27 protein-coding genes are annotated in these 23482 nt (G+C 59.2%); 17 read left to right on the top strand and 10 right to left on the bottom strand.

Going from position 1 to position 23482, the window contains the following annotated elements:
* Nucleotides 1-108: 108 nt before the first annotated feature.
* From ACR0DH_RS03025 to ACR0DH_RS03005, 5 genes are all read left to right on the top strand, one after another.
* Nucleotides 109-1239: a bifunctional 2-C-methyl-D-erythritol 4-phosphate cytidylyltransferase/2-C-methyl-D-erythritol 2,4-cyclodiphosphate synthase gene (locus tag ACR0DH_RS03025; protein WP_480547062.1), complete on the top strand. Its 1131-nt coding sequence runs from the start codon at nt 109-111 to the stop codon at nt 1237-1239.
* Entirely contained in the window at nt 1236-1733 is a 498-nt protein-coding gene (locus ACR0DH_RS03020) for a phosphatidylglycerophosphatase A family protein (RefSeq protein WP_480547060.1), read from the top strand. The genes ACR0DH_RS03025 and ACR0DH_RS03020 overlap by 4 nt, the downstream gene beginning before the upstream one ends.
* Complete coding sequence (locus ACR0DH_RS03015) at nt 1730-2206, top strand: CinA family protein (RefSeq protein WP_480547058.1); 477 nt, start codon at nt 1730-1732, stop codon at nt 2204-2206. The genes ACR0DH_RS03020 and ACR0DH_RS03015 overlap by 4 nt, the downstream gene beginning before the upstream one ends.
* A gap of 285 nt (nt 2207-2491) precedes the next feature.
* Nucleotides 2492-3172 carry an orotate phosphoribosyltransferase gene (locus ACR0DH_RS03010; protein ID WP_480547056.1) on the top strand — a complete coding sequence of 227 codons (681 nt, stop codon included), beginning with the start codon at nt 2492-2494 and terminating at the stop codon, nt 3170-3172.
* A gap of 225 nt (nt 3173-3397) precedes the next feature.
* Nucleotides 3398-4888: a replicative DNA helicase gene (locus ACR0DH_RS03005; protein WP_480547054.1), complete on the top strand. Its 1491-nt coding sequence runs from the start codon at nt 3398-3400 to the stop codon at nt 4886-4888.
* A gap of 3 nt (nt 4889-4891) precedes the next feature.
* Here the strand turns inward: ACR0DH_RS03005 and ACR0DH_RS03000 are convergent, their stop codons facing one another.
* Complete coding sequence (locus tag ACR0DH_RS03000) at nt 4892-5431, bottom strand: GNAT family N-acetyltransferase (RefSeq protein ID WP_480547052.1); 540 nt, start codon at nt 5429-5431, stop codon at nt 4892-4894.
* 228 nt (nt 5432-5659) lie between these two features.
* Between ACR0DH_RS03000 and alr the strand changes: the two genes are divergently transcribed.
* From alr to ACR0DH_RS02950, 10 genes are all read left to right on the top strand, one after another.
* Complete coding sequence (alr, locus tag ACR0DH_RS02995) at nt 5660-6694, top strand: alanine racemase (RefSeq protein ID WP_480547050.1); 1035 nt, start codon at nt 5660-5662, stop codon at nt 6692-6694.
* Nucleotides 6691-7473: an MlaE family ABC transporter permease gene (locus ACR0DH_RS02990; RefSeq protein ID WP_480547048.1), complete on the top strand. Its 783-nt coding sequence runs from the start codon at nt 6691-6693 to the stop codon at nt 7471-7473. The genes alr and ACR0DH_RS02990 overlap by 4 nt, the downstream gene beginning before the upstream one ends.
* Complete coding sequence (locus ACR0DH_RS02985; RefSeq protein ID WP_480547046.1) at nt 7470-8216, top strand: ABC transporter ATP-binding protein; 747 nt, start codon at nt 7470-7472, stop codon at nt 8214-8216. Before ACR0DH_RS02990 ends, ACR0DH_RS02985 begins: the two co-directional genes overlap by 4 nt.
* On the top strand, nt 8216-8617 hold the full coding sequence (locus ACR0DH_RS02980; RefSeq protein ID WP_480547044.1) for a hypothetical protein: 402 nt from the start codon (nt 8216-8218) through the stop codon (nt 8615-8617). Before ACR0DH_RS02985 ends, ACR0DH_RS02980 begins: the two co-directional genes overlap by 1 nt.
* Nucleotides 8614-9063 carry a paraquat-inducible protein A gene (locus tag ACR0DH_RS02975; protein ID WP_480547042.1) on the top strand — a complete coding sequence of 150 codons (450 nt, stop codon included), beginning with the start codon at nt 8614-8616 and terminating at the stop codon, nt 9061-9063. The genes ACR0DH_RS02980 and ACR0DH_RS02975 overlap by 4 nt, the downstream gene beginning before the upstream one ends.
* A gap of 125 nt (nt 9064-9188) precedes the next feature.
* The gene (gene radA, locus ACR0DH_RS02970; protein WP_480547308.1) at nt 9189-10550 is read left to right on the top strand and encodes a DNA repair protein RadA; all 1362 of its coding nucleotides are present in this window, start codon (nt 9189-9191) and stop codon (nt 10548-10550) included.
* 40 nt (nt 10551-10590) lie between these two features.
* Entirely contained in the window at nt 10591-11181 is a 591-nt protein-coding gene (locus tag ACR0DH_RS02965; protein ID WP_480542710.1) for a CvpA family protein, read from the top strand.
* Between the two features lie 645 nt (nt 11182-11826).
* Nucleotides 11827-13350, top strand: coding sequence for an amidophosphoribosyltransferase (gene purF / locus ACR0DH_RS02960; RefSeq protein ID WP_480497799.1), 1524 nt, complete (start codon nt 11827-11829; stop codon nt 13348-13350).
* 252 nt (nt 13351-13602) lie between these two features.
* Nucleotides 13603-13851: a hypothetical protein gene (locus ACR0DH_RS02955; protein ID WP_480547040.1), complete on the top strand. Its 249-nt coding sequence runs from the start codon at nt 13603-13605 to the stop codon at nt 13849-13851.
* A gap of 41 nt (nt 13852-13892) precedes the next feature.
* Nucleotides 13893-14537 (top strand): SDR family NAD(P)-dependent oxidoreductase, encoded by a 645-nt coding sequence (locus ACR0DH_RS02950; protein ID WP_480547038.1) that lies wholly within the window; start codon nt 13893-13895, stop codon nt 14535-14537.
* Nucleotides 14538-14599: 62 nt separating this feature from the next.
* Here ACR0DH_RS02950 and ACR0DH_RS02945 read toward each other — a convergent pair whose 3' ends face one another.
* The 4 genes from ACR0DH_RS02945 to ACR0DH_RS02930 form a co-directional block, all read right to left on the bottom strand.
* Nucleotides 14600-15442 (bottom strand): ATP-binding protein, encoded by an 843-nt coding sequence (locus ACR0DH_RS02945; protein ID WP_480547036.1) that lies wholly within the window; start codon nt 15440-15442, stop codon nt 14600-14602.
* 117 nt (nt 15443-15559) lie between these two features.
* A complete protein-coding gene (tatC, locus tag ACR0DH_RS02940) occupies nt 15560-16435 on the bottom strand; it encodes a twin-arginine translocase subunit TatC (protein ID WP_480547034.1) in 876 nt (291 codons plus the stop codon).
* Nucleotides 16432-16890, bottom strand: a complete 459-nt coding sequence (gene tatB, locus ACR0DH_RS02935) for a Sec-independent protein translocase protein TatB (RefSeq protein ID WP_170530390.1) — start codon at nt 16888-16890, stop codon at nt 16432-16434. Before tatB ends, tatC begins: the two co-directional genes overlap by 4 nt.
* A gap of 6 nt (nt 16891-16896) precedes the next feature.
* The gene (locus ACR0DH_RS02930) at nt 16897-17112 is read right to left on the bottom strand and encodes a twin-arginine translocase TatA/TatE family subunit (protein WP_170373887.1); all 216 of its coding nucleotides are present in this window, start codon (nt 17110-17112) and stop codon (nt 16897-16899) included.
* 221 nt (nt 17113-17333) lie between these two features.
* Here ACR0DH_RS02930 and ACR0DH_RS02925 point away from each other — a divergent pair, with 221 nt between their 5' ends.
* Nucleotides 17334-17639, top strand: coding sequence for a hypothetical protein (locus ACR0DH_RS02925; RefSeq protein WP_480547032.1), 306 nt, complete (start codon nt 17334-17336; stop codon nt 17637-17639).
* 21 nt (nt 17640-17660) lie between these two features.
* Complete coding sequence (locus ACR0DH_RS02920; protein WP_480547030.1) at nt 17661-18332, top strand: helix-turn-helix transcriptional regulator; 672 nt, start codon at nt 17661-17663, stop codon at nt 18330-18332.
* Between the two features lie 63 nt (nt 18333-18395).
* Here the strand turns inward: ACR0DH_RS02920 and ACR0DH_RS02915 are convergent, their stop codons facing one another.
* The 5 genes from ACR0DH_RS02915 to ACR0DH_RS02895 form a co-directional block, all read right to left on the bottom strand.
* Nucleotides 18396-19577, bottom strand: coding sequence for a peptidoglycan DD-metalloendopeptidase family protein (locus ACR0DH_RS02915; protein WP_480547028.1), 1182 nt, complete (start codon nt 19575-19577; stop codon nt 18396-18398).
* A 64-nt stretch (nt 19578-19641) separates the two neighbouring features.
* Nucleotides 19642-20292 carry a protein-L-isoaspartate(D-aspartate) O-methyltransferase gene (locus ACR0DH_RS02910; RefSeq protein WP_353006871.1) on the bottom strand — a complete coding sequence of 217 codons (651 nt, stop codon included), beginning with the start codon at nt 20290-20292 and terminating at the stop codon, nt 19642-19644.
* Nucleotides 20289-21071 (bottom strand): 5'/3'-nucleotidase SurE, encoded by a 783-nt coding sequence (gene surE / locus ACR0DH_RS02905; protein WP_480547026.1) that lies wholly within the window; start codon nt 21069-21071, stop codon nt 20289-20291. Before surE ends, ACR0DH_RS02910 begins: the two co-directional genes overlap by 4 nt.
* Nucleotides 21072-21183: 112 nt before the next feature.
* Complete coding sequence (locus ACR0DH_RS02900; protein ID WP_480547024.1) at nt 21184-22227, bottom strand: ABC transporter ATP-binding protein; 1044 nt, start codon at nt 22225-22227, stop codon at nt 21184-21186.
* 121 nt (nt 22228-22348) lie between these two features.
* Complete coding sequence (locus tag ACR0DH_RS02895) at nt 22349-23398, bottom strand: methyltransferase domain-containing protein (RefSeq protein ID WP_480547022.1); 1050 nt, start codon at nt 23396-23398, stop codon at nt 22349-22351.
* Nucleotides 23399-23482 lie beyond the last annotated feature (84 nt).

Here is a 23482-nt window from a genome sequence, read left to right as displayed (position 1 = left end):
CCTGCAAAATCATCACTCGCTTAATTTTTAGGCAGATTGACGCGGGTGATTGCCTCTGCATTCACCGCCCCCTAAACATTGGCCAAAATCAACGGAGCAAACGTCAGTATGACAACCGCCGCCATCATCGTTGCCGCCGGTCGCGGAACCCGCGCCGGAGGAGGCACGCCCAAGCAATGGCGCATGCTGGGCGGGCGCGTGGTAGCCGACTGGACGATCGACAGGTTTCGCACACAAGTCGAACAGATTGTACTCGTGCTATCACCCGACGATTCGGGGGCTTGGGAGGCTTATCGGGACAGTGATCTGATCCTCGCCCCGGGTGGCGCGGATCGAGCGACATCTGTCCGCAACGGGCTGGATGCGCTGGCAGACCGGGAAGTAAATTACGTTTTGATTCATGATGTTGCTCGCCCTTGCGTAGGTGCGGACGTCATTCAGAACGTGCTGCACGCGCTGAGCAAAAGCCAGGCTGCCGCACCCGGATTGGCCGTTACAGACGCGCTTTGGACCGGGGATGAGAGCACGGTTTCCGGAACGCGGGATCGAACAGGTCTGTTCGCGGCCCAAACGCCGCAGGGTTTTCACTATGATGCGATCACGGACGCTCATGCGGCCCATTCGGGCAGCGCAGCGGATGATGTCGAGGTCGCACGTGCCGCCGGGCTGGACGTGACCATCGTGCCGGGCGATCCGGACAATATCAAAATCACACGACCCGAGGATTTTGCCCGGGCAGAACGGATATTGGGGCTGAATATGGATGTAAGGCTGGGCAACGGCTATGACGTGCACCGGTTTGGTGACGGAGATCATGTGATCTTATGCGGTGTGAAAGTACCGCATGACCGGGGGTTGCAAGGTCATTCCGATGCTGATGTCGGCATGCACGCTGTGACGGATGCGATCTATGGCGCTTTGGCGCAGGGCGATATCGGCCAGCACTTCCCCCCTTCAGATCCGCAGTGGAAAGGGGCCGCCAGCGAGATTTTCCTGCGCCACGCTGTTGAGCTTGCCCAAACCATGGGTTACCGCATCTCGAACGTTGATTGTACTCTGGTCTGTGAATACCCAAAGATCGGTCCTCACGCTGAAAAGATGCGGGAAGAAATGTCCAGAATCATGGGATTGCGCGCCGATCAGGTCTCGGTCAAGGCAACCACGTCCGAGCGTCTGGGCTTTACCGGCCGTAGGGAGGGTATCGCGTCGCTCGCCACTGCATGTCTGGTGAAAGCATGAGCATCGCGCGTCTGATCGGAACCGTCTGTGGCGTTGGCTATCTGCGCCCTGCCCCCGGCACATGGGGATCGCTTGCGGCTCTGCCCCTGGTCTGGGTCCTACACGTTTTGGGCGGCTTCCCCCTGCTCGTCCTCGCGACACTCGTCGTTTTCATCGCAGGGCTGTGGGCCACAAAAGTGATGACCGCCGGGCAAGAGGATCACGACCCTTCCGAAATCGTGGTCGATGAGGTCGCGGGACAGTTCGTCGCGCTCTGGGCCATTTCCTATCCAAGCTGGGCACACGGGATCGAGATCACCGCGCTCTGGCCCGGTTGGGTCGCGGGCTTCCTGCTGTTCCGACTGTTCGACATCACCAAGCCCGGCCCGGTCGGCTGGGCCGATCGCAAAGGAGACGCGATGGGCGTGATGCTTGACGATGTAATCGCTGGGGTCTTTGCCGCCATCGGCGTCATGGTTCTGGCCGGGATCGCGCACGGAGTGTTGGGGCTATGACCGTCGCTGCTCTGCTCGATTTGGCCAAGGCGCGTGGCGTGATGATCGCCACTGCCGAAAGCTGCACGGGCGGTATGGTCGCCGCCGCGCTAACCGACATTCCCGGCAGCTCTGCGGTGGTCGAGCGTGGATTCGTCACCTACACCAACCGCGCCAAGCAGGAGATGCTGGGTGTCCAGGCCAAAACGTTGGAAGCCTATGGTGCAGTCTCAGAACAGGTCGCGCGCGAAATGGCCGAAGGCGCAGTGCGAAACTCTCAGGCGCAACTGGCCGTCTCGATCACCGGCATCGCGGGTCCCGGGGGGTCCGAATTCAAACCCGAGGGGCGTGTGTGTTTCGGGCTGGCTGGTGAGGGGCTGACCACCCACACCGAAACGGTGGAGTTCGGCGCACCCGGGCGCGACGCTGTGCGGCTGGCAGCGCGCGATCATGCGTTGGACCTGTTGCAAAACGCGCTCTCGAAATTCACCTAAATGGCATGGATGCCTTGGCGTCAATTGCGCCCCTTAGACCGATCAAACCGGTTGCACGGGCCACTCTGGGTCACATACACGCGGTGATTGGAACACGGGCTCGATCAGTCAGCAGACCGTGACCGGCCCGAAGACCCAAGCGGCCAAGCCCACCTTGGCCGCAAGGCCCGAAAGGGCAAAAAGCGGACCCCGCAAGGGTCCGCTTTTCTTTTGCCGCCCTCTCGACTCCGGCCTAAGGGACAGGCTATCAGCCCGCAACACTCTTTCAGCCCAGAGGTTTGCGCCATGATCCCCAGTTCTTTTCCTGACAGCACCGAAATCGCCCGCCTGACCGCGCGGATGCTGCTGGAGATCAAGGCTGTGCATTTCAATGCGCGCGAGCCGTTCACGCTGGCCTCTGGCCTGCCCAGCCCCACCTATATCGACTGCCGCAAGCTGATCTCATACCCGCGCATCCGCTCGACCCTGATGGATTTCCTGACGGTTACTGTTATGCGCGAGGCCGGGTTCGAGGCGTTCGACAATATCGCAGGTGGTGAAACGGCCGGCATCCCCTTTGCCGCCATGGTCGCCGAGCGGATGGGCCTGCCCATGACCTATGTGCGGAAGAAACCCAAAGGCTACGGCCGCAACGCCCGGATCGAAGGCGCGATGAGCGAAGGCGAGCGTGTACTGCTGGTCGAGGACCTGACCACTGATGGCGGGTCAAAGCTGTCCTTCGTCGATGCGATCCGCGAAACTGGTGCGACCTGCGGGCACACAGCAGTGATCTTCTACTATGGCATTTTCCCCGAGACCGAAAAGACACTGGGCGATCACGGCGTGAAGCTGCATTCGCTGTGCACTTGGTGGGATGTTCTGGCCGAAGCCAAGGCGCAAAAGGCCTTTGACGAAGAGACCCTTAGCGGCGTCGAAGCCTTCCTGAACGACCCGCGCGGGTGGCAGGACGCGCGCAAAACCACATAAGCTGCCTGTGAGCAGATTGGGGATAAGCCCAGAAGAATCGGCCATGCAGCCACGATATCTGGTGACTTTTCACTCAATTCATACATAATAGGCTGCGCATACACGGGCATCCAATCCGCCGGGAAAGTTATCCCTAGGCCTTACCGCAAGTTACCCACAGGTATTTCCAGATAGCTTGCGGCGGTGTTTCCTGTGTAAAACCTCCGAACGGGCAGCGGGGACAAGATGAACGAGATCAGCAGTATCGAGCAGGCAGCGGCACAGATTCAAAACGCCGAAACCATGCCGCATTCCATTGAGGCCGAACAGCAGCTTCTGGGTGCGATTCTGACCAATAATGATCTCTATGATCGGGTTGCCTCGATCATCGGGGCCGAGCATTTTTATGACCCGGTTCATGCGCGCATCTACGAGGTCGCGGCGACCCGCATCGCCAAGAATGCACTCGCCTCGCCCGTCACGCTGAAATCCTTCATGGCCGAAGATGAGGGCCTGAAAGAGCTTGGTGGCCCGGCCTATCTGGTCAAACTGGCCGGGGCCTCGATCAGTGCTTTTGCCGTCCACGACTACGCCCAAATGATCTATGACCTGGCCATCCGGCGCGAGCTGATCCGGTTGGGTCGAGATATCTCGGACAAGGCCGCGCGGGTTGATGTGTCCAGCGAGCCGAAGGAACAAATCGTCGAGGCCGAGCAGCAGCTGTATCAGCTGTCCGAGCAAGGCCAGACAGAACAGGGCTTTCAATCCTTCCTCAAGGCAGTCACCGAAGCCGTCAACGTCACCAACGAAGCATACCAGCGTGGGGGCGGGATGGCCGGCATCTCGACCGGTCTGGCCGATTTGGATAAGCAGCTGGGTGGCTTGCATCCTTCGGACCTGATCATTCTTGCCGGCCGTCCCTCTATGGGTAAAACCTCGCTTGCGACCAACGTGGCGTTTAACGTGGCCAAGGCCTATAAACGCGGCACCAAGCCTGATGGCAGCGAAGGCGCGATTGATGGCGGCGTGGTTGGGTTCTTCTCATTGGAAATGAGTGCCGAACAGCTTGCGGGCCGTGTTCTGGCCGAAGCTTCTGAAATTTCGTCTCACAAGATCCGTCAGGGCGACATGACCGAGGCCGAGTTCCGGCGCTTCGTGGATGCCGCCAAGGAACTGGAAGCCTGTCCGCTGTTCATCGACGACACCCCGGCGCTGCCCATCGCGCAGCTTGCCGCCCGCGCACGGCGGCTGAAACGAACCCACGGGCTGGACCTGCTGGTGATCGACTATCTGCAGCTGTGCCGGGGCATGTCGGACAACCGTGTTAACGAAATCGCCGAGATCTCGATGGGCATGAAGGCGATTGCCAAGGAGCTGAACATCCCGGTTATCGCCCTGTCCCAGCTGTCGCGCCAGGTTGAAAACCGCGATGACAAGCGCCCGCAACTGTCCGACCTGCGGGAATCGGGCTCGATCGAACAGGACGCCGACGTTGTGATGTTCGTGTTCCGCGAGGAATACTACAAGGAACGCGAAAAGCCCGGCGATCATGAGCTGGACAAGATGGAAGAGTGGAAGCAGGCCATGGAGCGCCTGCATGGCAAGGCCGAAGTGATCGTCGGCAAGCAACGCCACGGCCCCATCGGCACGGTCGAGCTGTCGTTCGAGGCCCAGTTCACCCGCTTTGGCAATCTCGTCAAACCCTGGCAACAGGGCGGCGAGATCGAAGGCTACTGACCCCTACCACAAGGCAGGATTGTTCAGCGCCGCAACGCAATGCGATGGCCCCATTAGCGAGGTCAGTTCGCGCCCGTCCAAAGATTGCCCCAGCCAACCATGCGGATAGCTGAGCCTCAGCGGTGGCTGCGCGATCTCTTCCGAAATGGCCATAAACCCGGTTTTGCCATAGTAGTTCGGATCACCATAGGTCAGCGCCACATCGACGCCGGAGTTGCGCAACTGATCCAGCCCGTATGTGATCAAAGCCTGCCCGATCCCCGATTTCTGCCGGTCCGTTCGCACCGCCATCGGTGACAGGATAAAGACATCTCGGCTGTCTTGCGGATAAGTGATCCGGGAAAACGCAACAGCGCCCACCAGTTCCATCTCTTGATACGCTGTGTATAGCATCACATCCGCCTCAGGCGTCCTGCTCAGCAAATCTTGCACAAACGCGCCGATCAGCGCACCTTCATCAGCGCCCTCCGAGGCTGAAAAGACGTCCTGAAACAGATCGACCACAGCCTGAGTATCTGATCCTTTACCGGTCGAAAACTCCATGATCCCCTCCGGGCATTGCATCTGCTTTGCCGCTAAAAACTGGAAGGCCGCACCTGAACAAAGCAGCGCGCCTTCGCGATCTCACATACCATGATCACAGCAACAAACTGCCAGAATTCACAAGAACTTGGCAAATTTCACCGGTTGCCGCGCATACAACGCTGAAACGGCGTCGCAAAAGCGTCATTCCCTCTTGACCTTATACGGCGCAATGTCATGAACAACGCCATGAGTACCGCACGACTGACAATCAATCTTCAGGCTCTTGCCAGCAACTGGCGGGCGCTGGATGCACAGACCGACGTTGAAACCGCCGCCGTGGTCAAGGCTGATGGCTATGGGCTGGGCGCTGGGCCGGTCAGCGATGCATTGGCCGAAGAAGGCGTGCGCAAGTTTTTCGTCGCGGTCGCCGAGGAGGGCGCAGCCGTGCGTCAGGCCATTGGGCCGGGGCCGCTGATCTGTGTGTTTTCCGGCCATATGGAGGGGGATGCGGACCTGCTGCGTGCCCATGACCTGACGCCCCTGATCAACTCACCCCAGCAGTTCCAGCGCCATATGCAGGCGCTACCAGATCATCCCTTTGGCATTCAGCTGGACAGCGGCATGAACCGCTTGGGTCTTGAACCGGCCGATTGGGCCGATCTGCGCCCAAAGGTCGAGGTGCTGAACCCGGTTGTCGTGATGTCTCATCTGGCGTGTTCGGACGAACCCGATCATCCGATGAACCAGCAACAGCTGAAGACCTTCCGGGAAATGACTGATGGCATAACCGCGCCGCGCTCGCTGGCGGCCACCGGTGGCACGCTTCTGGGGCCAGAGTTTCACTTTGACTTCTGCCGTCCAGGGATCGGCCTATACGGCGGGATGCCCTTTGCCGGGGCCAAACCGGTTGTCACGGTCGATCTGCCGGTGATCCAGGTGCGCGCGCTTGAGGTTGGCGAAACCGTTGGCTACGGCAACAGCTGGACCGCCCGACGCCCGTCGCGCATCGCAACGGTTGCAGCGGGCTATGCGGATGGCCTGCACCGCGCCATCGGTGGCGGGATCGACACATTTGCGGGCGATCAGCCCTGTCCCGTCGTGGGACGCATCTCAATGGACCTGATCACGGTCGATGTCACCGACCTGCCTGAGGGCCCGGAACGCTTGCGCATTCTGAACGGGCATCAAACGGTGGATGATCTGGCCGAGGCAGCGGGCACAATTGGCTATGAAATCCTGACCTCGATGGGTCGCCGGTATTCGCGGGGTTATGTGGAATGAACCCTGTCTTACTGCTCAGCGGATTGGGTCGCGCTGTCCTGACCGTGCTGGCCGCGTTTGGACGCGTGGCACTGTTTGCGCTGGACGCAATCTCTCATATCTTCCGCCCTCCGTTCTACCCGCGCGAATTCGCCATGGCGCTGCTGAATATCGGCTGGCTGTCCTTGCCCGTGGTCGGCCTGACTGCGATCTTCACCGGCGGTGCGCTGGCCCTGCAAATCTACGCCGGCGGCGCGCGTTTCAATGCCGAAGCTGTAGTGCCCCAGATCGTTGCTATCGGCATGGTGCGAGAGCTTGGGCCGGTGCTGGTCGGCCTGATGATCGCCGCCCGCGTGACCTCATCTATTGCGGCTGAAATCGCGACGATGAAAGTGACTGAACAGATTGACGCGCTGGTCACCCTGTCCACCCACCCGATGAAATACCTGACCGCCCCGCGCGTGCTGGCGGCGCTGATAACCGTGCCTGCCTTGGTTGCGGTTGGAGATATCATCGGCATCATGGGCGGCTACACCGTTGCCACGCAAAATCTGGGCTTCAACCCGGCGGCCTATCTCAAAAACACCGTGGATTTTCTTGAGGCCCGCGACATCTTCTCGTCCCTGGTCAAAGGGGCCGCCTTTGGCATGATCGCCGCCATCATGGGCTGCTATTACGGCATGTCCTCGGGCCGCGGTGCACAAGGCGTGGGCCGCGCCACCAAAGGCTCGGTCGAGGCCGCAGCCGTGCTGATCCTGGCCGCCAATTTCGTACTCACAGGGGTGTTCTTCTCGCTATGATCCGGATGGAGAACGTACATAAAGCCTTTGGCGACAACCGCGTCTTGCAAGGCATGGACCTTGAGATCCCCAAAGGCACCTCGATGGTCATCATCGGCGGCTCGGGCACCGGCAAGTCGGTGGCGCTGAAATGCATTCTGGGCCTGATCCAGCCCGACAGCGGCATGATCTATGTGGACGACAAAGACGCCACCAAGGGCGACCGAGATGCGTTTCTGGCACGGTTCGGCATGCTGTTTCAGGGCGCGGCGCTCTTTGACTCCCTGCCCGTCTGGCAAAACGTCGCCTTCCGCTTGCTGCGCGGTTCACTAAAACGCCCGGTGGACGAGGCGCGAGAGATCGCCATCGAGAAACTGCGCCGCGTGGGCCTGAAACCCGACGTGGCTGACCGCCTGCCCGCCGAACTGTCCGGCGGTATGCAAAAACGCGTCGGCCTCGCCCGCGCCATCGCCGCCGAGCCCGAGATCATCTTTTTTGACGAACCCACGACGGGTCTGGACCCGATCATGTCCGGCGTCATCAACGATCTGATCCGCGAAATCGTGACCGAGATGGGGGCAACCGCCATGACCATCACCCACGACATGAGCTCGGTCCGCGCCATTGCCGACAATGTGGCGATGCTGCATGGCGGGGTGATCCAGTGGACGGGGCCTGTGGCTCAGATGGATGCCTCGGGCGATCCGTATATGGAGCAATTCATCAGCGGCAGCGCTGACGGGCCGATTGAGGCGGTTCGGTGATGAATTCAGTTCAACTTTTTATCTTTTCATTGCCAGGAATCTACTTCAACTCGGTATTGATCGTCTGGTTCATCAGGATCTTCTCCATACATGGTTTGATTTTCTCTCCTGTTCGCGCATTCAATGTAATGAAACCAGTAATAAAAGCGTTTTTGTACGGCTTTGTTCCCGGTGCGTTGATCTCGAATGCTATCGCGTTCAGCCTGGAGACGGTAAATTTGCTCGTGACACTTCCAGCTGTTCTTGGTGTCGCAATTTCTGCCTTTGTACTTCACAAAGAGCTATTCAGAATAGCATCGAACGTCCGCAGAACTGCCATTTTGGTGGTAACATTCTTTGTGCTCATGGTGGTCTTGTTTGGGTGGAGTGCATTCAAACTTCAGCAAACTGGCGTGATATGACCCTCCGCCTCGCCACTCTCTCCCTCCTGATCCTCTACCCCATCGCGTGGTTTGCCCCGCTGATGCGCGCCGGCTTGCTTCCAATTTTCGGCCTCAGCGAGATCAGCGTCATCACCGGCCTCCAGTCCTTATGGAAATCCGACGTCTTCCTGGCGCTGGTCGTCACCATCTTCGCCCTCTTCGCCCCATATATCAAAACCATCGGCACCGCGCTGATTCAGTGGAACCTGCTGGACGCCCGCGTCCAGCCCGCGCTGAACATCCTCGGCAAGCTGGCCATGGCCGATATCTTCCTCATCGCGCTCTATATCACCCTGGCCAAAGGCATCTCTTACGCCACGATTGAGACCGCCTGGGGCCTCTACCTCTTCACCCTCTGCATCCTCGCCTCGCTCGTCTTGGGCCTGCTGACCGAACGTCAGGCAAAGGCCCAAACCTCTATCTGACACCCGGCGCGCATGCGCCCGCTGTGGGTGACGGCTCGCAGGGCCCGAACCCGCAGCGCGCCACCGGCGGAGATGAAAGCCCGCAAGGGCTTGAAGAACCGCCCATCCTCGGGCACCAAAGCGGAATGGCAAAACCAACTTTCTCTTGCTCGGCCTGCGGTGCGAGCTTCACCAAATGGTCCGGGCGTTGCGATGGCTGCGGTGAATGGAATACAATCACCCAGGACGTGCCGCTTTCGGCTGGCCCGGCCAAGAAATCCCTCGGCGGCAAGCGGGGACAGTCTGTCACGCTCACGGACTTGTCGACCGAGGAGACACCGCCACCCCGAACACTCAGCGGGGTGGACGAGTTGGACCGCGTCCTGGGCGGTGGTCTGGTACCCGCCTCAGCCCTGTTGGTGGGCGGCGATCCCGGTATCGGAAAATCCACCCTGTTGCTGCAGGCTGCTGCGCGCTTTGCCCGTGCAGGCGTCAAAACAATCTATGTCTCGGGCGAAGAAGCCAGTGCACAGGTCCGTATGCGCGCGCGGCGGCTGGGGCTGGAGGACGCGCCTGTTCAACTGGCTGCTGAAACCAACCTGCGCAATATCCTGACGACGTTGGAAACCGAAAAACCCGGCCTCGCCATTATCGACTCGATTCAGACCATGTGGGCCGACAATGTGGACAGCGCGCCCGGCTCGGTATCACAAGTCCGGGCCGCAGCGCATGAATTGACCACGTTTGCGAAACGACATGGCGTGTCGATTGTGATGGTGGGCCACGTCACTAAAGAAGGTCAGATCGCAGGGCCGCGCGTTGTCGAACACATGGTCGACACCGTGCTTTATTTCGAAGGCGAGCGCGGCCACCAGTTCCGCATCCTGCGCGCGGTCAAGAACCGCTTTGGCCCCGCTGATGAGATCGGCGTATTTGAAATGACGGGTAAAGGTCTGGCACAGGTCACCAACCCTTCGGCCCTGTTCCTGTCGGAACGCGGCGTACCCAGCCCTGGATCGGCTGTTTTTGCAGGGATCGAGGGCACACGGCCCGTATTGGTGGAACTTCAGGCCCTCGTGGCACCCTCCCCTCACTCCCAACCCCGCCGCACGGTTGTGGGCTGGGATAGCGGGCGACTGGCGATGATCCTCGCCGTGCTCGAAGCGCGCTGCGGCATCCCCTTTGCCGGGCTTGATGTCTATCTGAACGTCGCCGGAGGGCTGAAAGTCAGCGAACCCGCCGCCGATCTGGCGGTGGCCGCAGCTCTTCTGAGTGCACGCGAAGACTCAGCCCTGCCCGCTGACACCGTTGTTTTCGGAGAAATCTCGTTATCCGGGGCACTTAGACCGGCCCCGCAGACCGAAAATAGGTTGAAAGAAGCTCAAAAACTTGGTTTCACATCGGCAATTGCTCCGGCAGGTGGCAAAACCGGCACTGTGGCAGGTCTGACACTCACCCGACCCTCTGATTTGGTTGGGTTTGTTGGCGAAACCTTCGGAGCAGGTTAAAGTCGCGCCGCGAGGGGCAGAAAAAGAACAGGCGAGGGCCATGGAAGGTTTTACAATAATTGACGGGGTTGTGGCCCTGATCATCGTGCTGTCAGGCCTCTTGGCCTATTCGCGCGGGTTCATGCGCGAGGTTCTGGCCATCGCGGGCTGGGTCGCCGCTGCGGTCCTTGCGTTCATCTTTGCACCACAAGCCGTGCCTCTGGTCAAAGAAATCCCGGTTGTTGGAGATTTCCTGCGTGACAGCTGTGAATTGTCAGTGATCACAGGCTTTGCCGCTGTATTCGCCATCGCGCTGATCGTGGTCAGCATCTTCACACCCCTGTTTTCGTCGCTGGTGCAGCGTTCGGCTCTGGGTGGTTTGGATCAGGCGCTTGGCTTCTTCTTCGGCATCGCCCGCGGTATCCTGTTGGTGGCCATCGCCTTCTTTGTCTACGACACGGTCATGACCGGCCAGTCATATACGATTGTGGATGAAAGCCGATCGGCCAAGGTGTTCGAACAGTTCAGCACGCAGATCGAAGAGCAAAATCCCGAAGCCGCTTTGGGCTGGGTGACCGCACAGTATGAAGAGCTTGTCGGTAGCTGCACCTCGAATGCAGCCGCGCCTGCTGCGGAAAGCACTGGCAACTGATTACGAATAGACCCGCATCTAAGGAAGCCCGGCATCGTCCGGGCTTTTTTCATGGATCAGACAAAGCCTTCTCCGCCACACACGGTGCATCGGATCGTTTTTAATCCGAAACACCCTTCACACCGGCCGAAAATCGGTTTGCCATGAATTTCGCGGCCTTTGACGACCTGTCCGGCGCCGTTGCAAATCTGGCATGGTGCACGCCCCATACCGCGACACCGGTGGCACCGCCGCTTGGGTGTTTCTTCTTTCTTAGGCGGCGGCCTGTTCTGCCACATCACACCCCCTTGCCCGCTCAACAAGCGTGTTTTGATCCGGTTTCTACCATGTCAGCATAATTGCATTCATATGTCATCAGACTTACTGCGCGGTCGAGACAGCACAAATTTCACCTGCGGCATTGTGTAATTGTGATCCTTTGATGACAGGGGCGTCCTAAGGCAGTATGTGAGGGCCAACCCGCCACGGAATCGGAGCTGCCGGTCTTGTTCTTTGTGTTTTCATCTGCGTGCGTCGCATCGATGATTGGCCATTTGGCTTATGAAACACAGACAATCGCGCGCAAGATGCAGGTAGCATCCCCTTATCGATCCCGACAGTCGGTCAAACCTCTCGTCACAACGCCATAGGAATTGGAGCCCGTACATGTGTGGGATTTTGGGGATCGCAAGCCGGACACATGATGTGTTTGCGGAAATTTATGATGGCTTGCTGATGCTGCAACACCGGGGTCAGGATGCCTCGGGGATCGTCACATATAACGGTGAATTCTTCCGCGAGAAAAAGGCCAACGGTCTGGTCAAGGATGTCTTCAACGCCACGGATGCTGAAACCCTACTGGGTAAAGTCGGCATGGGGCATGTACGCTATCCAACCGCCGGTTCACTCAGCGCGGCTGAGGCGCAGCCCTTCTTCGTAAACGCGCCTTACGGGATCTATTTGGTCCATAATGGCAACATCACCAACACGGCTGAGCAGCGCGAAAAGGTCACGGGCAAATACAGCCGCCACCTGCGTACCACCTCGGATTCTGAAATCCTGCTGAACGTGCTGGCCGACAAGGTGGCCGACGCAATCAAGGTCAATGGCAATGTCGAACCCATTCGCAACATCTTTGCCGGGGTGAAGATGACAATGGAGCGGGTTCAGGGTGCCTATTCCGTGATCTGCCTGATCGCAGGTGTGGGCATGTTGGCTTTCCGTGACCCGTACGGCATCCGCCCGTTGTCTGTGGCCGTTCGTGAAACTGAAGGCGGCGGCAATGATTACGCCTTTGCCTCCGAAGACGTAGCCTTTGGCATCAACGGGTTCGACAAGCTGCGCGATCTGCGCGCGGGTGAGGCCATCCTGATTGATCTGGATGGCAACATGCATGAATTCCAGGCGGTCGAGGGCAAGCTGACGCCCTGTATCTTCGAGTATGTCTATCTGGCCCGCCCGGATTCGCTGTTGGATGGAGTATCCGTCTACAAAACCCAGATGCGCATGGGTCAAACACTGGCCAAGCAAATTCAGGACTCGGGGCTGGATATTGATCGGATCATTCCAGTACCGGACAGCGCCCGCCCTGTGGCGCTTGAGGCCGCGAAAATCACCGGCATCCCTTATCGCGAGGGTCTGGTCAAAAACCGTTATGTCGGCCGCACCTTCATCATGCCGGGTCAGGAAGAGCGACAGAAATCCGTGCGCCGCAAGCTAAATGCCATACCGCTGGAATTCAAAGACCACAATGTTCTGCTGATCGACGATTCAATCGTGCGCGGCAATACGATCAAGAAGATCGTACAGATGTGTCGTGAGGCCGGTGCCAAGAAAGTCTATATCGCCAGCGCGTCTCCTCCGGTCAAATACCCCAATGTCTACGGCATCGATATGCCCACAAAACATGAGCTGATCGCCAACGGCAAAGAGATCGAAGAGATTCGCGAAGAGTTGGGCGCAGATGCTCTGTTCTACCAGCATCTTGATGATCTGGTTTGGGCCGCCAAGGAAGGCAACCCCGAGATCGAGGCCTTCGATTGCTCGTGCTTCAACGGCGATTACATCACCGGCAGCGTCAGTGATGATTACCTCGACAGTCTGGAAAACAGCAGCCGTGTCAGTAAGAAGCGCGAGGATATGGAGGTTGTGGGCGGATCGTGGAACGGGGCCAAACTGGCCTCAGGCTAACCCGACGCTTCGAATCAGATGGGTTGGTTGAGACATCGCGTTTCGCGTTTTTCGCCAGCTCGCTATCATTCATGAAAACGTGACGCACGGACGTGATCGCGAAATCGTAGCGAATGCAAAGACTTCGCGAACCCTGAGTTTCATGTCAGGCCATGCGACGTTGCGGCAGTCTTTTGTTCCTTTCTGGCCTTTGTTAACCAACCCGCTGCTACCACTCACCAAAGGGGTTTGGGCCCTGCCCGACCGCAGCTTATGTCCAATGTCACCGTCAAAGGCGCGGCAACGCAAAAAGGCGCGCTCAAGAAAAACTCTGTGTCTGTGCTTGGGATTTTTGGTCCCAAGGCGGAATTGCGCGCGCTGATGCGAATGTCTTCTGGTCGCGTTAAAGAGGTGAAAACCGGCAGCCGCCTTGGATCGGGCACCATCGTGGCGATAGACGAGCACGGTGTGATGCTGCGACAAAGCGGCCAGACCCGGCGGATCGCGATCCCTGGGGGCTGACGCCTCTTGACGGCCTGCACGATGGGGTCCAAACCGCAGCCATGACCGATCAGACCAAAATCGCCCTCATCACCGGGGCCTCACGCGGGCTGGGCGCAGCCCTGGCCGAGGCGCTGGCCCCCGAATATCACATCGTCGCTGTTGCCCGTACGACCGGCGGGCTGGAAGAGCTGGACGATCGGATCAAGGCCAAGGGCGGATCTGCAACCCTGGCCCCGATGGACATCACTGATCCCAATGCCATGGCCACCCTATGCCGGGGAATACATGATCGCTGGGGCAAAGTGGATCTGTGGCTGCACACAGCCGTCCATAGCTCGGCCCTGACACCCGCGCATTTTGTCGACCCGAAAGAATGGGCCAAGGCGATGAACACAAACGCCAATGCCACTTCGGTCCTGATCCCCTATGTGACGCCTTTGCTGGGCGAGGCGGGTCATGCGGTGTTCTTTGATGACCCCAAAGCAGGCGAGAAGTTCTATGGCATCTATGGCGCCACCAAAGCCGCGCAAATGGCGCTGGCCCGCAGTTGGCAGGTCGAGACCGAACGCACCGGGCCGCGCGTTTCTATCGTGGAACCCGCGCCGATGCCCACCGCCGTACGGGCCCGGTTCCATCCCGGCGAAGATCGGGATGCTTTGACCAGCACCTCGGATGAGGCTGCGCGGATTGTGGCGCTGCTTTAAGAGAATGGCCCGTTCTGGGCCATGCCTCCGGCGGGGATATTTTTAGCCAGATGAAGCTGGGATCAGGCTATGTTGACGCCGGTGCGCCCTGCCAGATCGACGAAGAATTGCCAGGCGACGCGGCCCGAGCGCGCGCCTCGGGTGGCCTGCCATTCGATGGCTTCGGCACGTAGGGTTTCCGGGTCGACTGAAACCCCGTAGGCACCGCAGTAGCGGTCGATCATGGCCAGGTATTCATCCTGATCGCATGGGTGGAAGCCCAGCCACAGACCGAACCGGTCAGAAAGGGAGACCTTTTCTTCGACTGCTTCCGATGGGTTAATGGCGCTGGAACGTTCGTTTTCAATCATATCCCGCGGCATCAAGTGGCGGCGGTTTGAAGTGGCGTAAAACACTACGTTTTCAGGACGGCCTTCAATACCGCCATCCAGCACGGCCTTAAGCGACTTATAGTGCTGGTCATCGTGGCTGAACGACAGGTCATCGCAGAACAGGATGAACCGGTGCGGCGCCGCGCGCAGGTGGTTCAGCAAGCGCGCGACCGAGCCCATGTCTTCACGCTGCAATTCGACCAGTTTCAGGTTCGGATGACCGCCCTGAAGTGTGCCATGCACGGCCTTCACAAGACTGGATTTCCCCATCCCGCGCGCGCCCCAGAGCAGCGCGTTATTGGCTTTATAGCCTTCGGCAAAGCGACGGGTATTGTCCAGCAACGTATCGCGTGAGCGGTTGATCCCCACCAACAGGTCCAGATCGACCCGGTTGACCTGTGTGACAGGCTCTAACCGATCCGGGCCGACATGCCAGACAAAGGCGGGGGCCGCGTTGAAGTCCGGGGCAGCCAAGGGCGCAGGGGCCATGCGGTCCAGCGCGTCGGCGATACGGTTCAGGGCTTGGTCATCCATCGGGGCCTCCGGATCTTGATGTGGCGCTGTCAAACCATGATCCGGGCGATGCAACAAGGGCCTCAAACGAAAAAGGCGCGCCGAACCCGGCGCGCCTATCTTTGTCTTCAGAGCGGGTTATTTGCCGTCTTCCTCCTGAATGATCTCCTCATCCGCATCAGCCTCGTCATCATAGTAGCCATCGGCGCGCAGCTGTTCTTCGCGCTTCTTCTCGACACGGGCGACAAGGAAGATCGATATCTCGTAGAGGCCATAGACCACGACGAACAGGATGACCTGAGTGATCACGTCGGGAGGCGTGACCAGCGCCGCGAGTACCAAGATTGCGACGACCGCATATTTGCGGACGGAGCCAAGCCCTTCGGCGCTGACCAATCCGGCTTTGCCCATCAAGGTCAGCAACACGGGCAGCTGGAAGCAGAGACCGAAGGCCACGATGAACTTGATCGTCAGGTTCAGGTATTCCTGCGCCGAGCCCTGGAACACCACGCTGAGCGGTGCGGCTGTCGCTCCATCGGTTACCACCTCGCCCTCGGCTCCGAACTGCTGGAAGCCTAGAAAGAAATCATACGCCAAGGGCGTTACGACATAAAAAGCAAAGCTCGCGCCCAATAGAAACATGAACGGCGACGCGATCATGAACGGCAAAAACGCGTTCTTTTCGGTTCGGTAGAGCCCAGGAGCAACGAACCGCCACATCTGCATTCCGATATAGGGAAAGGCCAGGATGAACCCGCCCAACAGCGAAACCTTGATGGCAACAAAGAAGCCTTCTTGCGGCGAGATAAAAATCAGCCCGCAATCTTGTCCCCGCTCATTCAGCACCTCACACAACGGGTGCGTCAGGAAATTGAAGATCGGCGTGGCCACCGTGAAGCAGATGATCATACCGATCAGAAACGCCACAACGCAGTGGATCAGACGCGTGCGAAGCTCGGCCAAATGTTCGATCAATGGGGCTGAGCTGTCTTCGATTTCGTCGGTCTTGCTCATGTTTTGCCTTCAGTGTTCAAAGCGGCTTCGGCCTCTTCGGCCTTGGCCAAAGCATCTGCGGCTTCTTTGGCTTTGCGCTCGGCCGTCGCGCGCGCGCTTGTTGCCTGAATCTTCTTGGCTTGTTCGGCCCGTTCAGCGGCCAACTTGCCCGTCTCGCTCTCAGGATCGAACTTGGTGGGATCGATGCTCTTACCCAGATCCTGAGCCGCCTGTTTCACGCCATCCATTGCGGTATTCACCGGATTGGCGGCCGCATTCAAACCCTTTTTGATCTCGTTCACGCCTGCCTGGTCCGCAGCTTCGTTCATCGCACTGCTGAACTCGCGCGCCATACCGCGGGCCTTGCCAACCCAGCGGCCAACATTGCGAAACAACACGGGCAGGTCCTTGGGACCTACAACGATCAGCGCAACGATGCCGATGACCAGAAGCTCGGTCCAGCCCAGATCAAACATCTGCGCTTAGACCTTGTCTTTTTCGGTTTCCGGTGTGACGTCCTTGGCAACTTCGGCTGCATCCTGCTCCAGCTCGTCTGCGCCTTCCTTGACGCCTTTCTTGAACGACGTGATGCCTTTGCCAACTTCGCCCATCAGCGAACTGATCTTGCCACGACCAAACAGCACCAGCACCACAACAGCAATCAGCAGAAGGCCGGGAAGGCCGATATTATTGAGCATGTTTCTTCTCCTTTGACGTCGGCGCAGCACGCCGGGAATATGATCTGGTCTCGTGTTTACGCCCCAAACCCCCATCACAAAAAGGGGGCTTTCACGGTAGCGCCTCCAAAATCCGGTCCAAACATACGATTTTACAAGGCTCGCCTTTCACAACTGACAGGTATATGTCAGTTGTATGTGACTACAACAGCGATATCGCAACCTGGTCAACGGAGACTCACATGACCCATGTCGCAGAAATCGTTACTTTCACCTTGAACGACGGCACCTCGCCCGAGGCGTTTGTCGCGCTCAGCCAATCCACCGAAGCCTTTGTACGCACCGCCCCCGGATTTGCCCATCGCCAGCTCAGCCAGGGCGAGGACGGGCGCTGGACCGACTATGTGGTCTGGCAGGATATGCAGGCGGCGCAAAACGCTGCTGCGCAATTCCCGGAACAGGACTTTGCCCCCGCCCTGATGGCAGCCATCAACCCAGACAGCCTACAGATGCGGCATGAGAATGTACTATGGAACATGACCGCCTAGTCGCGGTCAGAATGGCGCGCCATGCGCCGCACTGATCGCCTGTTCGATATCATCCAGATCCTGCGCGACGGCAAACTGCACCGTGCGCAGGACATCGCGGACCGGCTTGAGGTGTCGGTCCGCACGATCTACCGCGATATGGACACGCTGGTGGCTTCTGGCGTTCCTGTCGAGGGAGAGCGCGGCGTGGGCTATATGGTGCGTGAGCAGATCACCCTGCCCCCCTTGAACCTGACCCCGTCCGAACTGGAGGCGCTGAATCTTGGCATGGCCATCGTCGCCGAAGCCGCCGACCCGGATCTCAAGGCAGCAGCCGAGTCCCTTGCCGAGAAGATCGACGCGGTCCTGCCTACACAAGTCGTAGCCGAGGCAGATGCCTGGAAATTCGCTGTCTACCCCTTCGCCGATGCCGCGCGCGGTTTGGCCCATATGGCCCCAATCCGTGCTGCGATCAAATCACGTCAGAAACTGCACCTGTCCTATCGCCGTATCGACGGCACGTTGACCGACCGCACGATCCGCCCCCTCCATATGGAATACTGGGGCCGCGTTTGGACATTGACCGCCTGGTGCGAGCTGCGCGATGGCTTTCGCGTTTTCCGTATTGACCTGATCAAAACGGTCACGCCCCAGCCCGAACTTTTCACGGATGAACCCGGCAAACGGCTTAGTGACTACGACCCCCAGGCGTGATCCCAGCTTCATCTGGCTAAAAATATCCCCGCCGGAGGCATGGCCCGGTACAGGCCATTTGATTCACTGCAGATAGGGCTCTGGGTCGACCGACTCGAACCCTTTGCGGACCTCGAAATGCACATAAGCATTATCCCCACCCCGCAACGCGGCAATCTGCTGTCCACGCTTGACCCGATCACCTTTCTTAACCGTGATATCGTCGACATTGGCATAGACGGTCAGCAAGTCGTTTTTGTGCTTGACCACAATGATCGGCACCTGATCCGCATCCGCAGTGATCGCGGCAACGGTTCCGGCATCGGCGGCCTTCACAGGTGTGCCCGGCGCAGCTGCGATGTCGATGCCCTCGTTCTTGCCCTTCTCATAGGTCCGAATGGTTTTGCCCGTCACCGGCAAGGCCAATGCGGAGCGGCTTGCGTTGCTGGGGGCCTCTGCTGTTACATCAGGGGCCTCCGGTGCTTCGCTGCGGGGTTCGACCTGTTCGTCCGGCAAGGGTTGCGTGGCGCTCGGGGGCGTTGGTGTTGGGGAGCCTTCTCCTGGCTGCGTAACATTGGTCGCACCCGCCGCTGGCGCTGCCGGAGCGGCCCCGCGAGGAGCTGGCTGGTTCTTGACCGGAATAAGAAGGTACTGACCCTCGCGGATTGCGAAATCCGGACCCAACCCGTTCCACTCGGCCAGCGATTCAACAGGTACTTGGTACAGACGCGAAATCGTATAGGCCGTCTCGCCCCGCTTCACCTTATGCTGAATTGGTTCGGGCCCGGTCGGCGTTGGTGCCGGGGCTGCCGCCGGTTTTGCAGGTTCCAGTGTCGTGGTCTGCACGCCGCCCGTTGCGGGGGCCTGATCGATGGCGGACCCGGCGATCGAGGCGATGTCGACCCCGCTGGCCGCACCCACCGAACGCGGCAGCGCGAGGATCTCACCCTCGCGCAGCGTGTCGGTGGTTTGCAGGCCGTTGAACCGTGACAGCTCACCCTCTGGCAGCCCAACTCGGGCAGCCACATCACGGACGGTATCGCCGCGCCGTGCTACGGCCACCTGATAATTCGGATAGGTGATGACACCACGCGCATCGGGCGTCGGGCGACTGGCGGTGGCGGATTGCGCCGCCCCTGTGGTCGAAAACCCGCCAATCTGACCGCGCAGGTCATAGTCCAGTGGTCCTTCGCACCCGGCCAATATGGCCAGTGCCGCCACCCCGGTCGCACAACGGCGCATTGCCGATTTGGAAACTGCTCTCATCACGTTTGCCCTCAACACCTGCCCCTGTTTTCCGGGGTTCCGGTGACCAAACTTTCAATACCTGTTATGTCTCATCCTTCCCGAGCCCCTCAAGCAGGGGTACGAAACGGACGGACGACAATTCGTTATAGTCCAGACCATCCTCGGTGCGCGTGACCTTGATCAACTGCTGCACCGCATCCGACTGTCCTACGGGTAGCACCATAATACCCCCGATTTTGAGCTGCGCCAAGAGCGGTCCCGGAGGGTCCTCTGCCGCGGCTGTCACAATGATCCGATCAAACGGGGCTTGTTCCGGCAAACCAAAGGATCCGTCCGACAGCATCGCGGTCACATTAGTCAATCCCATCTCGCGAAATAGCTGGCCGGTTTCATTCACCAAACGTCTGTGGCGTTCAACCGTATAGACCCGTCGGGCCAGTTTCGACAGAACCGCCGCCTGATAACCCGAGCCTGTCCCAACCTCCAGAACCGTATCGCGTGGGCGCACGTCCAACGCCTGCGTCATCAGCCCCACGACCGAGGGCTGGCTGATCGTTTGCCCACAGGCGATGGGCAGTGGCATATCCTCATAGGCACGATCCGCGAACAGCCCGGTGACAAAGCGGCCCCGATCCACCTGCTCCATCGCGGCCAGCACACGCGCATCCGTCACCCCCCGTTTGCGCAGGGCAAACAGGAATTGCATGACGGTTTCCGGGTCCAGTCCGCTCATTCGATCGACTTCAACGCCTCTAGCGCATCATAGGCCGTCAGATCCGCCCGCATCGGCGTGACTGAGATATATCCGGCCAGATTGGCCGCCGCATCGGTGCCCGGTTCGGTCGGTTTGTCCTGCGGCCCACCCCGGACCCACAGAAAACGCCGACCCGAAGGTGATGTCTGTGGCTCAACCGTATGGCGTGTCTCGCGTCTGAACCCTTGGGCACAGACCTGAACACCCAGAACCTCATCCGCAGGAACGGGCGGGAAATTCACATTGTAAAACAACCGGTAATCCGTCTGATCCGCGGGGTTGGCCGCCAATATCTTGCGCACCACATCGGTGCCGTGTCGTACGGCGGCCTCAAACGGATCGGCCAGATCCCGGTTGCGCGGGCCATAGTATTGCGACAAAGCAATCGCGGGTACACCCTGCAACGCCGCCTCCATCGCGCCGCCGATTGTGCCGGAATAGACGGTATTCTCGGCCGAGTTATTGCCCCGGTTGACGCCAGATAGCACCAGATCAGGCGGCGCGTCTTTCATCACGTCGTGCAGACCGGCCAATACGCAATCCGCAGGCGAGCCTTCGGCGGCATAGCGACGCTCGCCCAGCTTGGCCACCATGGTCGGATGCGTATAGCTGATGCAATGTCCGACGCCGGATTGTTCGAATGCCGGGGCCACGACCCAGACCTCGCCATCTGGCCCTGCCACTTCGGCAGCAATCGCTTCAAGCACCGTCAGACCCGGCGCGTTGATCCCGTCATCATTGGTTAGAAGTATACGCATCTGCCCGATAATCCCCACGTTTGGCCCTTGATAGACGGGCCCTTGCGTTGCGGCAAGCAAGGCGCGCACGCATTCTGAGGCTTTCGCGCACCACTTTGGCGGAAACTGAGCGTCAGAGAGGGAAAACGAAGCAGCGATCGCGGCGGATCGTCAGCCACATAACCCGCCCCGGATTGGGGACAAATACATTGGGCACCGTAGTTTTGAGGATCGAACCGTCGTAATCCATGCGAAACTCGACCAGGCTTTCATTGCCTAAAAAGCGGGCACGTTCAACAACGCCGCGCGCGGCAACCCCTTCGGTGGGCGTGGGCGATGGGCCTTTGCCATTGCGGTCGAAATCCAGCTTGATGTGCTGCGGGCGAAACACGATCTCGACCTCAGTGCCATCCGGAATGCCGGGGGCCAAGAACTGGCCAAACGGTGTTTCTGCCAGGGCGCCGTTCACATTGGACCGCAAGACATTGACATCGCTAAAGAAGGCCACCGCCTCTTTATCCGCGGGCCGGGTGTAAACGTTGTAGGGCGCACCTTGTTGCACGATCTTGCCCCGGCGCATCAGGGCAATCTCATCCGCCATCCGCATTGCTTCTTCGGGCTCATGTGTGACCAGCAATACCGCGGCGTCTTCCTCTTTCAGGATCGCCAGCGTTTCATCCCGGATACCGTCGCGCAACCGATTGTCGAGCCCCGAAAACGGCTCGTCCATCAGCATGATCCGGGGGCGCGGCGCCAGCGCACGGGCCAAGGCAACCCGTTGCTGCTCCCCCCCTGACAGCTGATGCGGGTAGCCATCGATAAAGCGCATCAGATCAACTTTGCGCAGCAGCTCTTCGACCCGGGCGCGTTTCTGGTCTTTGCTGCCGGTCAGGCCAAAGGCCACATTATTGGCGACGCTCAGATGCGGAAACAGCGCAAAGTCCTGAAACATTAGGCCAATTTCGCGCCGTTCCGGTGGCACCCGAAACACGGTATCGCAGATCAGCTTGCCATCGACGTAGATTTCGCCGGAATCCTGCATCTCGACCCCGGCAATCATCCGCAGCGTGGTTGATTTGCCGCAACCGGACGGCCCAAGCAGACACGTAACCTGCCCCGCCTGTACGCTGAGCGAGACGTCATCCACCACAACCCGCCCGTCGAACCGGCGGGTCATGTTGCGAATTTCCAAACGTGGTGGAGTTGCCTCTGCTGTCACCGATGACCCCGTAACCTTTCCCGATCAAAACCATCGGGCTTGGGCGGGGATAGCAACCCCGCCCCTTGGGCGCAAGGGATCAGCAGCAGCCGCCGGACGCGGGTGCAGCACCGGTTGCTTCAAACGGGCTTTCGCCGCCACAGCCTTCGAAAATGCCATAATGGGTCGAGAAATCGCCGATAAAGTCGAAATGGCGGGCAAAACGGGTGTCTTTCAGCATCATCCATGTGTTGCCACAAACCGGGAAGACCTTGCCAGTTTCAATGGCGTGATGGTCATCCAGTTCGAACAGATGGGGCGCGTTGGGGATGGTGCCTTTGTAGATCACGGCCTGACCGTAATCTTCGCAGGCGGGCTCCAGCGCGGGCAGCTTGAACAAACGATATGTGGCCGACAGGAAGTTCAACGGGGCGACGCGTTCTTCGAGCACCGGGTTTTCGATGGTCAGGGGCCGATGTGTCACGCGGCGCGGATCACCAAAGCCCGCCTTACGCGATATCGACAGAAAGTCGTTCCAGTACAAAGCGCCAGAGAGGCATTCACCATACAGAACCTCATCCTCGGCCATTGCTTGTGGGATACGGCGGTCTGCATAAACGTCCGAGAAATACATCTCGCCACCTTCTTTCAGCAGCCTATGCGCGCCGCGTAATACGGCCTCTTTATCAGTCGCCAGATTGATCACGCAGTTCGACACGATGATATCGAAAGAACCCGGTTCCAGATCCAACTTATCCAGTTTTTCGATATAGCCGTGGTGGAATTCAACATTGCTGGTGGCATAGCCAAAGACCTTGGCGTGGTAGTCCTGATGCGCGCGAGCTACTTCCAGCTGTTCCTGGGTCATATCGACGCCGACGACGCGTCCGCTCTCACCCACCATCGCCGACAGGGCATAAACATCCCGGCCAGCACCACAACCCAGATCAAGGATGCTCATCCCTTCAAGGTCAAGCGGCGCGATCAGGCCGCAGCCGTAGTAGCGGGTCAGCACTTCATCGTGCAGTTTCGATAGGATTTTCTTCAGATGATCCGGCATGTCATCGGGGGTGCAGCAGGCATTGGTCTGCAAATCCGCACTGCTTTGCAGCACTTCGCCATAGTAGTTCTGCACCGATTCATGATTCATCGCGGATGTCCTCTGTTCGATATCTGCTTAGCAGCTAGTGCAACTTTTCGGACCGGGCAATTCACCCGGCCCAATTTGACAAAA

It is taken from the genome of Ruegeria sp. I1, assembly GCF_056532675.1.
The sequence above is the reverse complement of the archived record's forward strand: the minus strand, read 5'-3'. Positions and strand labels throughout refer to the sequence as shown.